The sequence below is a fragment of the Paenibacillus albidus genome (assembly GCF_014644435.1).
In the GTDB taxonomy this organism is placed as follows: Bacteria; Bacillota; Bacilli; order Paenibacillales; family Paenibacillaceae; genus Paenibacillus_AQ; species Paenibacillus_AQ albidus.
Map to the genome: position 1 here is coordinate 97,457 of NZ_BMKR01000021.1, position 12,804 is coordinate 110,260.

Sequence of the window (12,804 nt, forward strand, 5' to 3'; positions counted from 1 at the left end):
GCCGAAGAACATGTGATTTGTCACAATGAGCACACTTTTAATTATTAAAAATCAAACAATTTTTTACGAAACTCCAACTTCTGTTTCAGCAGTCCGAACAAGCCTTGGGAGGGAGGGGATTTTCAGTCCCCGGGCGGGTATAATCTCCGCTGCTGGAAGGGCCGTTCGCCGGATATTTAAGCGACCGCATCAACCGAAAAAGCTGATGATTGTTTCCGGTCTGGTCCGGGCTGTCTTCATGGCTTGTCTGGTATTTACCGGTTCATTAGGGCAGGTGTAGCAGCTGCGGGTGCACTTCCTTTTGCTCAACCCAATGTCTAATGACCTGGGCGAACAAGGCCGGGCGCTCGTAGCTCCAGACATGTCCAACCTTCGGAACCACGGCGCCTTTACTGGCTGGAACCGTGGCTGCAATTCTGGCAGCCGCGCGCCGGGCCAGCTTGTTCTCCCGTTCTCCCACCAGCACCAGGAGAGGGGTACTGTTCTCCGCCGGCAGCCTGATTTCCGACAGCATGGCGTGCATTCTGCGCGTAACGCCTGCATTTATGGCAGCAGCGTCTTCTACCAGCGACTGCCGGAAGGATTCCGGGATATGGAACTGCTTCATCATGGATTGTGCCAGAGTTTTCGCGGACAGCATGCTGTAGAGCGGGGCAGCGGCTCCATTTAACAACATGGCTGTCATCCTGCTCATGCCGGCTGCCGTTCCGCTGAGGACCATAGAATGAATTCTGTCCGGCATCGTGCGGAGCATGCTTAGCGCCAGCGCTCCCCCCAGGGATAAGCCAACGACATGCACCGGACCGCGTCGCTCCAGCAGCATCTCCATCTGCCGCAGGCAAAAGTCTGTACTCAGCGGCTTGACACCGGCACTTTGGCCGTGTTCGGGCAGATCCGGGACAATGCAGTGATAATCATCCAACTCCCCTGCAACCTCTGCCCACATCCGCCCGCTTAACCCCCCGCCATGGAGGAAGAGCAGGGTTTCTTTGTGTTGTTCTCCATACTGCTGGACATAAAGCATAGCTGGTCACCTCTTTCTTTGATATCATCATAAGTTGTATCCCCAGGCTTGTCATGTCCTCGCGCTTAGAATTTCATAAGACTGGCACCGGGGTTCTTGAGTCTTGGGCTGATCAATATGAAACCAAAGGAGACAATGTCCGGTATAAAAGATCAAGCGTGAACTGTTTGTACAAAGATAAGATAATAGAAAAAAGGAGTTGGAAGATATGCAGGAGCCGGAACTAACGCAGGCAGGGGTTTCCGATAGGGAGCCGGAGGATTATGGCCGTGAACCCGGCAAAGAAATTGTACTGGATGTTTCCATTGAAGAAGCCGGCTACGAAGCGGGTGATCCGCGCATATTCGATATAGTTTTTCAGGTGCGGCGGGGGCAGCTGCTGGGGCTGATCGGACCCAATGGAGCCGGTAAAAGCACAACGATCAAGACCTTGCTCGGCCTGCTCAAGCATGCCAAGTCAAAGGTGACTATCGGCGGAGCCAACCAGACTTATGCGTATGTGCCCGAACAACCGGTGTTCTATGAAGATCTGACCCTATGGGAGCATCTGGATCTGGCTGGTGCGGCCTATGGGCTGGAATATAGCGTATTTGAAAGCACGGCGAAGCGGCTGCTGGAGCAGTTTGGCATGGAGAAGGTGCAGAATGATCTCCCGGCCGGCTTCTCCAAAGGCATGAAGCAGAAGATGATGCTGATGCTTGGTTTTCTGGTTCAGCCTGATGTATACATCGTGGACGAGCCCTTCATCGGACTTGATCCCCGCGCGACCAAAGACTTCCTGCGGCTGCTTGAGGCAGAACGGGACAGGGGGGCAGGCGTGCTGATGTCCACTCATGTCCTCGATACGGCCGAGAAGATCTGTGATAACTTCCTGTTGATCTCGGGAGGGCAAATCGCTGCTTCAGGCACCTTGGAAGAGATACGGACTCGCGCAGGACTGCCGGAGGCGTCGCTGTTTGATTGCTTCGACGAGTTGACATGAGAGAACAGCAAAGGACTTCCTATGCTTTGCCTACAGCACGCCGATTGTTCGGCAGACGTCTGCTTTCGCACTGGCAAGAGCAGATTGCCATCATTCGTACAGCAGCGGACTGGACGGTGCTGCTCTATCTAATCATACCTGGGGGCCTCCTGGGAGGCAGACTGTATTACGGCTACTGGAATGAAACCCTGCCGGCCTGGAGTACGGCCCTGCCGTTCCTGGTGATTCCCTTGCTGCTCGCTCTGTTGATGTGTACAGGAGGGATGCTGCTGATGGTCCAGGAAGGCGATTCGCTGTTCCTAAGGCAGCGTCAGGGTTGGATCAGGACGTTGATGCTGCGGGGAATCGTCTACAGCCTCACGGTAACCGCGCTCAAGATCAGTGCGGTCTTCGTGTTGCTGCTGCCCTTTCTGATCCGGGGGTATGGGCTGCCGCCTGCTGCAGTGTTTGGACTATGGCTTGCAACAATAACCTGCAGCTGGTGCATTAAGCTTCTGGGCCATATTGTAGCCGTGCAGCGCCAGGGGTTTCGGCGCTGGCTGTGGCTGATTCCGGCGATTACTGTACCCTGTGGAATCTATTATAGGGCCGTTCTGTTCTGGGACGGCTACCCGGTGCTGCTGTGGGCCGCCGCTGTTTTGTTTGCCGCAGTCTCCGGGTTTGCCGCAGCCTACCGGCTGTCTATGCGGGGGACCTTCATGAGCGATGTGCGCGAGGATTATAAACAACGGATGCAAATCGCAGCGCTGCTGCTGATGGGGGTGCTGGACAAACCCCGTCCAACCCGGCACAGGCCCTGGATTTTCCGCAAATCGCAGCCGCTGCTGTCCACGAAGCTGCCGGAGAGCCGGCTCTCCGCAGCAGCAATTAAAGCACTTATCCGCAATCCGGCACATTTGAAGCTGTATCTGCAATTTACCGGTGTGTCCATCGCTGCCATCCTTATCGTTCCGGTTGTGCTGAAATGGCTGTTTTTTATAATCCTAACGTCGCTGATGACCTATTGGCTGCACTCCTTCTGGTCTATCTTTGCCGGGGATGACTACATTGGCCTGCTGCCTTTTACCAAAGAGCAGCAAGCGGAGGCCGGATCACGGGCGGTGCTTATTTTGCTCCTGCCGTTCACACTGATCTGTGCAGCAGCTGTGTGTCTGCCTGTCTATGGCTGGTGGGGAGTCGTGCTCTTTATCCCGGTTGGTGCTGGTGCCGGATTCCTCATTTCCCGATTGTTCAGTGCCATTCGGCTAGAGAGATGATGGGGCGCGCTGGAAGTTTGTTCTACTTCAAGAGAACCCTCTTCAAAGTTTCCCGCGATGGTTAATATAGAGGGAGATTTAAGGAGAGGGGATCCCCTATGACTGAAGCTCTGGATGACAGAGAGTTAATGAACCGGATCGGCAGCAAGGACCCTGTGGCGCTGGAATGGCTCTATGACCGCTATGAGAAAACCGTATACTCCTTTGCTTACAGAATGGTACAGGATGCCATGGCTGCCGAAGAGGTGGTACAGGAGCTGTTCCTGCGGGTCTGGACGCATGATGAGCGGTACGATGAAGCCCAAGGTAAGCTGACTACATGGATATTCACGGTAACGCGTAATATAGCCATAGATATGCTGCGGCGCAAATCGGTGAGAGACAGGGGCATTCCTGTCGAGGCGGAGACCTTGAATGCCCTGCCGGATGCAGGGGCGGGTACAGCGGACCAGGTGGAGAATAAAAGTGAAGGCGAGCAGATGAGGAAGATTCTGTCTGTACTAAGCCGGGATCAGAAGCAGGTTATCGATTCCATCTATTATGGCGGTATGACCCAGCAGGAGGTTTCAGTGAGGTACAATATCCCGCTGGGCACGGTCAAGAGCAGGGTGAGGCTGGCTTTGAAGCAGATGAAGAAGCATTTATCGGTTGAGGGAAGGAGGGAAGGTTACCATGGATAAAATGGAGGAAGAGCTCTGCCAATTGGCAGAGCTGTATGCCCTGGGCGGTCTGAACGAAACGGATCTGCAGCAATTCGAAGCGCATCTGGAAGGCTGTGCAGCTTGCCGGGAGCAGGTGAAGGAGCTGAGAAAGCTGACGGATATTCTGCCTTTGGCGGCTGTGCAGGTTCCGCCCCCGGCCGGAATGAAAAGCCGGGTGCTGGGAAAGATCCTGGCCGGACGTGAGGCAGGAGGGGAATCCGGGAATCCGGCTCCAACCCCAAAAACCATAAACGGGCCAGAGCCTGAACCGGAGTTCATTTCGGCAGGCACCCGCAATCCTGTACCTGCTCCTCCGCCGAAGCTGTCCGGAACCCCTGCCAAACACAGCAACAAACGGCTGCGTTATGTAAGTGTGGTGCTGGCAGCAGCGGCTGCGTCCCTGACCATTTATGCAGCGGCTCTGCAACGCGATGTCGGCGCTCTGCGCCAGGAGCTGGCTGAATCCTCTGAACAAGTGAGCGGATTGCAAGCTCAGCTCGCGCTAGCCGGTGCCCCCTCACAGGAACTTAAGGTAAACGAAGCAGTGCAGCTCGGCCCTGCGGCAGAGGATATTATAGCCCGCGGCCTGGCGACGATTGTGATTGATGCCAAGGGAACCCACCTGCTTGTGCAGGCGGAGAAGCTGCCTAAGCTCAGCGGCAGCGAGGCTTTTCAGGTATGGCTCATCAAAGGCGATGTCAAAAAAAGCGCCGGAACCTTCCTGGCTTCGGAAGGAACAGGGGCGATGTACTACACGTTCGATCCGCAAGGATATGATACCGTGGCCATCACCCAGGAACCGGACAGCCGGGGTGAACAGCCGCGCGGACGGCTGATTCTGGCAGCCCCGATCGAAGGATAGCGTTTGATTCAATCGGCAACCCTATCAAACCCATAACAAACAGCGCAGGCGGGGAACGAACCCGTCTGCGCTATTTTTAATTGTGGTTATGGAGCGTTCGTCACCAGCCTTCGAGCTGTTCTAATGTATATCGTACATCAGAATGGTTTAAGCGAGACTCAAACATCCATAATGATGTATTTTGTACATTCAAAGGATAGCCCTAAGGACTTTTCGGCTCATGCAGCGGTTCCTGCTGCACCAAATACACTGAAATCCTAAAATGACCCCACTTTTTTCCATCCTGATGTATAGAGTGCACTCTAGCGATCTCCGCCCTAGGCTTACAGCGTGCCTTCCGGGAGGGGATTCGAATGCGCCATCTATTCCTACCTTTTAAAGGCGATGCTGTACTAGAAGCTCCTCCGCTATAAGGCTCAACTGTTCCTGATTTCTGCCGCATGTTTGCCCGCTGTATAACCGGTCGAGAAAGCTGCAGTAATATTGTAGCCCCCGGTGTATCCGTGAATATCCAGAACCTCGCCGCAGAAGAAAAGGCCCGGCATGAGCTTCGACTCCATGCGTTTGGGGTCGATCTCCTTCAGATGAACTCCGCCTCCCGTCACAAAGGCTTCCGCCAGGGAACGGGTGCCATTGACGTTGACGGGCACCCGCTTCAGCAGGCCGGCCAAAATCTGGAGTCCGGCCTTGGACATGTGATGACCGGTCAGATCGCCGTCCAGCCCCGATTTGGTTAGCAGCAGCGGAATCATACGTTCCGGCAGCAGGTTTTTCAGAGAATTCCGGATCGCCTTCCTGGGCTCAAGGGCCAGCTTGTCCTGCAGTTCTGTCTCCATCTCCTGCGGGTTCAGATCGGGGAAGAGGTCAATGGACATCTCTACAGTGCGGACATCAAATTTACGCTGAACCTGCCGCAGAAATTGGCTGCAGCGCAGGGCGATCGGACCGGATAACCCGAAATGAGTGAAGATCATATCGCCGCGGTGGGCAATCACCTTTTTTCCTTTGGGATTCCATACCGTAAGCGTCACATCACGCAAAGACAATCCTTGCAGCTCGCCGGATTTGATCCACTCTTCCCCGGAGAGGATGGGCACCTCCGTTGGAAAAAGCTCCGTAATCGTGTGCCCCGCCGCTTCCGCCCAGGGGTAGCCGTCTCCGGTACTGCCGGTCTGCGGGACTGATTTGCCCCCGGTAGCGATGACAACGGCAGAGGAGGAAATCAGGGTGCCGGAGGTCAAGCGGACGCCTTTGACAGCGCCATCCTCATACACGACCTCCCGTACCGGGCTGTCGGTCATGATCTGCACTCCGAGGCTCCGTACCTTGCCGATCAAGGCGGAGACGACACTTGCTGCTTTATCGGAAACGGGGAACATCCGCCCGTTGTCTTCTTCTTTTAAGGCAATGCCCAGGCCTTCAAAAAAAGCGATGATGTCCCGGTTGTTGAAATGGCCAAACGCGCTGTGCAAAAAACGCCCGTTACCGGGGATATGGGCGATCAGCTCGTCCGTCTCCTTAACGTTCGTCACATTGCAGCGGCCTCCGCCCGAGATTCCCAGCTTCCGGCCCAGCTTGGCGCCTTTATCAATCAGCAGTGTGGCAGCCCCATGCTCAGCTGCCGCCACACTGGCCATCAGTCCCGAAGGTCCGCCTCCAATGACGATTACATCGTAGTTATGCATGAAATTACTCCTTTACCTGATAAGGAACACCCGGAAAAGCAGTGTTCTCCTAATTGGCATCATACCACTCCGGGCCAGAGTGTAACCAGTCTTCCGCGTTTATCTGCCGAATTCCGTTGTCAGGAAAGCGCGGGTATGCTTTAATCTAGGGTGAGTCACAAAATGTCAAACATGGGGAGTGATTGCAATTATTGGGGCGATTAAAGATATTTTATTGCAAATATCGGCTGCCAGCTTTTTTTTGTTTTTGTTTCAATGGTGGCTGGAGCAAAACCGGCTCACCCGCAGAAACGGGAAGTTTCCGGATGACCAGTCCTTCCTCATTATTGCATGTGCGCTCAGCCTGGCCCTGTGCTCCATGCTGTCGACTACCTTGTTTGACGTGGCCTACCTTAATTTAGGGATATTGCCGGCATTTATCGGCATTTTATACGGGAATTTTCGTTCCGGACTCAGTTTGGGCGCTTTTTTTCTATTCTGCAACCTCCTGTTCTCCGAGCCGGCCGGGCTAAGCAATCTGCTGCTGAACTCGGCTATTTTGCTGTATCCGTTATTGTATAGCTTGGCTGCCCCGTTCAAGAACGGAACCGTTATGGAGAAGATCGGTATGCTGTGGATGGCATTGTTCCCCAGTATGCTGTTTATTATGCTTGTACCGATATTGAACGGGAAAAATCCCTATCAGGCACATTCTGCGGAAACGCTGCTGTTAACCCTTTATCTGTTCCTGACCATTGGTCTGGGCGGGGCTTTGGTCTATGTTGTCGAAATGACTTGGGACAGGCTCCAGAAGAAGGAGCAGCTCAAGGGCATTTCCGAGAAGTTCCAGTGGGAGTCGGAGAAGCTGCAGCAGATTACCAATGTTATGCCGCTTAGCGTGATGTCACTGGATGAAGACGGGGTGATCACGGGCCTGAATGAATACATGCTAAGCAGTATTCAGCATCATTTCCCCGGATTGACGAGAGGGGATATTATTTCCCAGCCGGCCTTGCCGTTTTTTGGGAATAGACTGGAGTCCGTCTCTCTGCAGAAACTCGTGCACAGCATCGAAACTAAACAGCGGCACAGCGAGAAGCTTGTGATTGATACGCGGACCTACCATGTGTACTCGGCACCTCTGCTCAACCAAATCTCCGGGGTGCCCGGCGGAGCCGTGCTGATTGTGCAGGATACGACCGAAGAAGAGAAATTGCGCAGCGAGCTGGACAATGTGGAGCGGCTGACCCTGGTGGGGCAGATGGCTGCCGGGATTACCCATGAGATCCGCAATCCGATGGCGGTTGTGCGCGGGTTCCTGCAGCTCATGCAAGAGAAAAGCTCATCCGAGCTCGACTCCTATTATCAGATAGTCATGGAGGAGCTGGATCGGGCAAACAGCATCATCAACGATTTTCTGTCGCTTGCGCAGAGCCGTATCACAGATAAAGAGGAGGTTCTCCTGCATAATATTATAGAAGATCTTGGTCCGCTGCTGTGGGCGGATGCCAATCTGCGGGGTCAAAGCGTTGAATTGAAGTTGCCCCCTTCGCTGCCCTTGCTGCAGCTGAATGTACGGGAGATCAAGCAGCTGATCCTCAATCTCGGGCGCAACGCCATGGAAGCAATGGGGGATAAGGGGGTGCTGACCCTGGAGCTGCGCAGTGTACCCGGCAGAGTGGAAATGACCGTCCGGGATACCGGCAGCGGAATTCCCGAAACCCAGCGCGACAAATTATTTGTTCCTTTTTATACAACGAAGAGCCAGGGAACAGGGTTGGGCCTTTCGCTGTGTCTTAGCATTGTTGAACGGCATAACGGGACAATCCAAGTGGAATCGGAAGAAGGTAAAGGGACAACATTTATTATCTCATTTCCATGCGGGCAGGAAGAGATGGGTACATTTGCACTAGCCGAATGATTAGAATTTCTGCAGCTGGTTAAGTGACTACTGACGGATACCCTGTCTCTTCCCTTGCTTTCACAGAGTATGGTTGTATAATAAAGTTAGTAAGTGAAGCTGTAATGTCAGCTTTCAGAACACTTAAAGTGCAAAGGAGAGTGCAGAGAAATGTCTATGTCTTTTAATCAATATATGAGAGATTCCATTCAGCCCATGCGCGATGACCTGACAAGCATCGGGTTTCAGGAGCTTTTGACTCCTGAAGAGGTGGAAGCGGCTCTTCCGGCTTCCAAGGGAACGGCACTGGTAGTCGTTAATTCCGTATGCGGCTGTGCTGCGGGGCAATGCCGTCCGGGTGTGGCGCAAGCGCTGCAGAATGAGATCACGCCGGATCATTTGTTCACGGTATTCGCAGGCCAGGAAAAAGAAGCTACGGCCAAAGCGCGTGAGTACTTTGCACCGTATCCTCCGTCATCCCCTTCCATCGCGTTGATGAAGGACGGAGAACTGGTTCATTTTATCGAAAGACATGGTGTGGAAGACCGTTCGGCAGCTGAAATTGCGGCAGAGCTGAAGGAAGTCTTCAACCGTTTGTGCCAGTAAAAACTCAGGAATTTCCATAATCTCGCTGCAGCCGTAGTCCGGGTGTCAGCGGGATTTTTCTAATCAGACTGATGAAACGGGGTGTGGGTTATGAGTTTGCAGGAAGAAATTATCTCGGCCCTAGGCGTGAAGCCGGTTATTGATGTGGAGGCTGAGGTACGCAAGAGAGTCGATTTCCTGAAGTCTTATGTATTGGGAGCAGGCGCCAAGGGGCTTTTGATTGCTATTAGCGGCGGGGTGGACAGTGCGGTGGCGGCAGGTCTTTGCAAACGGGCAACGGACGAGCTGACGGCAGAGGAAGGCAAGGAGTATATGACGCTCGGCGTCTTCCAGCCTTATGGTGTTCAGGAGGATATTGAGCATAGCTATGCGGTTGCCAAAGCTTTTGAATTGACACATACGGTAGAGACGAATATCGAAGAAGCCGTCAATGAAATTGCCCTCGAAGTGGAACATGGACTTAAGGCGATTGGCCAGCACCGCCATATGACCCATCAAGGCAAGGGCAATGTGAAGGCGAGAACCCGCATGGTGATGCAGTATGCCCTCTCTTTTGAGAACAATCTGCTGGTTGTCGGTACGGATCATGCTTCAGAAGCCATTACCGGCTTCTACACGAAGTGGGGCGATGGTGCCGTAGATATCACGCCGCTTTCATCGCTCAACAAACGTCAGGTACGCCAATTGGCCGGGTACCTTGGGGTGCCGGAGGCTGTCGTGACCAAAGCGCCTTCAGCGGGTCTGTGGCCGGGACAAACCGATGAGACGGAGCTGGGCATCACCTATGATGACAACAGTGACTATCTGGAAGGCAAGGCGATTAATCCCGAGGCAGCAGCGAAGCTGGAGTCTTATTATAAGAGAACGGCCCATAAGCGCAACGTAATACCGGGTATCTAATGGTCTGGCATGGCCGCGCCTGTAAGCTGGCGACCTGTCTTGAATGAGGTGGATTAACATCAACCGCCGCAAGCTGTCTGCACATGAGAGCAGAGCTTGCGGCGGTTTGTGTTGTTCCTGGATTTATTTCTCCAATATGCGTGTTATAAATTCTTCGGTGGCGGCGATAGCCTGGTCAAGCGGCGGTGTCGTTCCTGTAAAAGGGTGGACGGTGCCAAAGGTATGGTTGCCGCCGGGAATCTGCACCCAGTCTATGTCCGGCCGGCTTTGGACAAGCTGCTGCGACCCGCGCCGCAGATGTTCACCGTCCTCGCTGCCTTGAACGAGCACTACGGGGAAGCGGGCCTCCCGCATCCGCCCAAGCAGGTTGTACCTTTCATGCTGGCGCTCCAGATCCTCAAGAATGACGACATCCAGCGGCATGTGCTGACCGGTCCGGCCGTTCAGCACATGAGTCCGCCCTTTTTCCTTCATCTCCCGCTTTTGTTCTGCCGTGAACAAGTCGAGATTCGTGATCCCGTTCCAGGAGATTACTCCGGCAATCGCGCCGGGATGCTCCAGCCCGTAGAGCAGGCAGTCACCGCCTCCACGGCTGTGCCCCAGCAGGAATAAAGGCAAACTGCCAAATTTGGGGTGCTGGCTCAGGTAGGAGAGCAGAATCTCCAGATCCATCAGTTCGCGGCTGTAGGTGTTGCGGGCGAATTTCTCCAGCTCCGTGAAGTTCTGAAGATCCTCCCCAATGCCGGCATGCGAGAAGTTAAAGGTAATGACTTCATGTCCGCGGCTGAGGATCTCTGCTAAATAAGGGAACATTCCCCAATCTTTAAAGCCTTTGTAGCCGTGTGCAATTACGATGAGGCTCTTAGCCTCCGCCTGGGCTGGGAAATGCGTGCAGCGCAGCACGGCATCATCTCCCGCAGGGATTTGGAAATGTCGGGTCATCAGGCGTTCCCCTCTCTTTTAAATAGAATCAGAATCTAGGGCAGGATAGACTTCTTTTGTAATTTCTTTTAAGATAGCAGATAGCCTCTTTATAAAGTATAATGCAGCTGGATCTGGCAAGTGTGTGTATTTATCATACCATTAATTGTCTATGCAAGGGATACACGTCCATAAGGAGCGTGAAATTGTGATTTACGGTATTGGACATGATGTGCTGGAAATTGAGCGGATCTCCGCATATTTAAATAGAGGAATAGGCGTTAAGTTCCTGCAGCGTATATTGACAGAACGGGAAGCCCGGCTGGCAGCGCAAAAAGGAAACCGGATCGCGGAATTCGTCGCCGGCCGGTTTGCGGCCAAGGAAGCGGTAGTGAAGGCGCTGGGCTGCGGCATCGGTGCCACCGTAGGGTTTCAGGATATCGAGATTTGGCCGGATGCGCTGGGAAAGCCGGAGGTTGCACTTTCCGGCGGAGCCTGGGAGCGCCTGGGGCTTGCGCAGCAGGAGTACAACGTTCTTCTCACGATTACCCACAGCCGCGGTCTGGCCTCTGCCTTTGCCGTGGTAGAGCGGATGGCCGGATATAGAAGCAGCAAGCGAATTTAAGGAGGAGAGAGACGACCCATGACACAGCAGCAGGAGCAGCTAGAGGCCAAAGCATATTTCAGCCGGCATTTGCTGGAATGGTATCATGGCCAGAAACGGGATTTGCCATGGCGCCGCCACCGCAACCCGTATTATATCTGGATTTCGGAAATTATGCTGCAGCAGACCCGCGTAGATACAGTAATTCCTTATTTCAACCGGTTCATTGAACGATTCCCTACGGTGGAATCGCTGGCTGATGCGCCAGAAGAGGACGTGCTGAAATGCTGGGAGGGGCTGGGTTATTATTCCCGGGCCCGCAACCTGCAGCATGCGGCGAGACAGGTTAAGGAGCAATACGGCGGCCAGGTGCCAAACGACCGGGAAGCCGTATTCAGCTTGAAGGGGGTAGGCCCCTATACGGCCGGCGCGATTCTCAGCATTGCCTTCAACCGTCCCGAGCCGGCGGTAGACGGCAATGTGATGCGGGTGCTGTCCCGTTATTTTTTGCTTGAGGATGACATTGCCAAAGGGCCTACCCGGATCAAAATGGAACGGCTGGCCGCGGAATTGATCCCGGAGGGCGAAGCGTCCCATTTCAATCAGGCGCTAATGGAGCTTGGTGCATTGGTCTGCACCCCCAAATCGCCGCGTTGCCTGCCTTGCCCGGTGATGGAGCACTGCTCGGCGCGTCTGGCGGGACGCGAGACCTCGCTGCCCGTCAAGACCAAGGCCAAGCCGCCGCGTCCGGAGGAGCGGCTGGCCGCCCTGGTGGAGGGCCGCGGTGCCCACGCAGGCCGGGTCCTGATCCGGCAGCGGCCGGCAAGCGGGCTTCTTGCCCGCATGTGGGAGCTGCCGCATTGGCCGGCGCCGCCTGCGGACGACGGTGCCGGTTCGGGCGGGCCGCTGCCTGCGGACGCGGCCCTGGACCGGCTGCGCCGGTCCTTGCGGACGGCCGGGATCTCCGCCCGGCCGGAAGCGCACTACATGGCTGCGGAACATACGTTCAGCCATATCGTGTGGACCCTGCAGGTGTACCGCTGCAGGGAAGAGGAGGCCCTTCCGCGGGTGGCGGAAGGGCGGGTTGTTTACGGCGCAGGCGCAGCTGCAAGCGCCATTGATGCCGGCGGCCCGCAGATAGAGCTGTTCGCCGATGGCAGCGGAAGCCGGGAGGACAGCGGTGCGGTGCGCTGGATTACACGTGAGGATATGGCTAACTATGCTTTTCCGAATGTGTTCCTGAAGCTGCTTACCGCTTATTTCGATGAACAGGATGTACGGAGCCGGGCGTCTGAATAGGCGCCATCTTTTTGAATACCGGGTAGACTAGTACCTTGACTGCATCAAATTTCAGGGTACAAATGTTTCAATTTGCCTCTGGCCT

Annotated in this window: 12 protein-coding genes; 9 read left to right on the top strand and 3 right to left on the bottom strand. The window is 54.6% G+C overall.

The features are described from left to right. Positions 1 to 265 precede the first annotated feature (265 nt). Positions 266 to 1,024: an alpha/beta fold hydrolase gene (locus tag IEY53_RS21730; protein ID WP_189028721.1), complete on the bottom strand. Its 759-nt coding sequence runs from the start codon at positions 1,022 to 1,024 to the stop codon at positions 266 to 268. 208 nt (positions 1,025 to 1,232) lie between these two features. Between IEY53_RS21730 and IEY53_RS21735 the strand changes: the two genes are divergently transcribed. From IEY53_RS21735 to IEY53_RS21750, 4 genes are all read left to right on the top strand, one after another. Continuing rightward, positions 1,233 to 2,006, top strand: coding sequence for an ABC transporter ATP-binding protein (locus IEY53_RS21735; protein ID WP_189028723.1), 774 nt, complete (start codon positions 1,233 to 1,235; stop codon positions 2,004 to 2,006). After that, on the top strand, positions 2,003 to 3,262 hold the full coding sequence (locus IEY53_RS21740; RefSeq protein ID WP_189028724.1) for an ABC transporter permease: 1,260 nt from the start codon (positions 2,003 to 2,005) through the stop codon (positions 3,260 to 3,262). Before IEY53_RS21735 ends, IEY53_RS21740 begins: the two co-directional genes overlap by 4 nt. Positions 3,263 to 3,360: 98 nt before the next feature. Next, positions 3,361 to 3,942 (top strand): RNA polymerase sigma factor, encoded by a 582-nt coding sequence (locus IEY53_RS21745; protein WP_189028726.1) that lies wholly within the window; start codon positions 3,361 to 3,363, stop codon positions 3,940 to 3,942. Beyond that, on the top strand, positions 3,935 to 4,825 hold the full coding sequence (locus tag IEY53_RS21750) for an anti-sigma factor (RefSeq protein WP_189028728.1): 891 nt from the start codon (positions 3,935 to 3,937) through the stop codon (positions 4,823 to 4,825). The genes IEY53_RS21745 and IEY53_RS21750 overlap by 8 nt, the downstream gene beginning before the upstream one ends. A gap of 416 nt (positions 4,826 to 5,241) precedes the next feature. On the opposite strand, the gene IEY53_RS21755 is transcribed toward IEY53_RS21750, so the two are convergent. Continuing rightward, positions 5,242 to 6,510 (bottom strand): BaiN/RdsA family NAD(P)/FAD-dependent oxidoreductase, encoded by a 1,269-nt coding sequence (locus IEY53_RS21755; protein WP_189028730.1) that lies wholly within the window; start codon positions 6,508 to 6,510, stop codon positions 5,242 to 5,244. Between the two features lie 178 nt (positions 6,511 to 6,688). Here IEY53_RS21755 and IEY53_RS21760 point away from each other — a divergent pair, with 178 nt between their 5' ends. The 3 genes from IEY53_RS21760 (at position 6,689) to nadE (ending at position 9,895) form a co-directional block, all read left to right on the top strand. Next, the gene (locus tag IEY53_RS21760) at positions 6,689 to 8,410 is read left to right on the top strand and encodes an ATP-binding protein (RefSeq protein ID WP_189028732.1); all 1,722 of its coding nucleotides are present in this window, start codon (positions 6,689 to 6,691) and stop codon (positions 8,408 to 8,410) included. Between the two features lie 150 nt (positions 8,411 to 8,560). Then, positions 8,561 to 8,995 (top strand): BrxA/BrxB family bacilliredoxin, encoded by a 435-nt coding sequence (locus IEY53_RS21765; RefSeq protein WP_189028734.1) that lies wholly within the window; start codon positions 8,561 to 8,563, stop codon positions 8,993 to 8,995. A 90-nt stretch (positions 8,996 to 9,085) separates the two neighbouring features. Next, positions 9,086 to 9,895 (top strand): NAD(+) synthase, encoded by an 810-nt coding sequence (gene nadE / locus IEY53_RS21770; protein WP_189028736.1) that lies wholly within the window; start codon positions 9,086 to 9,088, stop codon positions 9,893 to 9,895. A gap of 123 nt (positions 9,896 to 10,018) precedes the next feature. Here nadE and IEY53_RS21775 read toward each other — a convergent pair whose 3' ends face one another. Beyond that, complete coding sequence (locus IEY53_RS21775) at positions 10,019 to 10,837, bottom strand: alpha/beta hydrolase family protein (RefSeq protein ID WP_189028738.1); 819 nt, start codon at positions 10,835 to 10,837, stop codon at positions 10,019 to 10,021. Between the two features lie 187 nt (positions 10,838 to 11,024). Between IEY53_RS21775 and acpS the strand changes: the two genes are divergently transcribed. Continuing rightward, positions 11,025 to 11,441, top strand: a complete 417-nt coding sequence (gene acpS, locus IEY53_RS21780; protein WP_189028740.1) for a holo-ACP synthase — start codon at positions 11,025 to 11,027, stop codon at positions 11,439 to 11,441. An 18-nt stretch (positions 11,442 to 11,459) separates the two neighbouring features. Then, positions 11,460 to 12,719 (top strand): A/G-specific adenine glycosylase, encoded by a 1,260-nt coding sequence (mutY, locus tag IEY53_RS21785; protein ID WP_189028742.1) that lies wholly within the window; start codon positions 11,460 to 11,462, stop codon positions 12,717 to 12,719. The last annotated feature ends 85 nt before the right edge of the window (positions 12,720 to 12,804 follow it).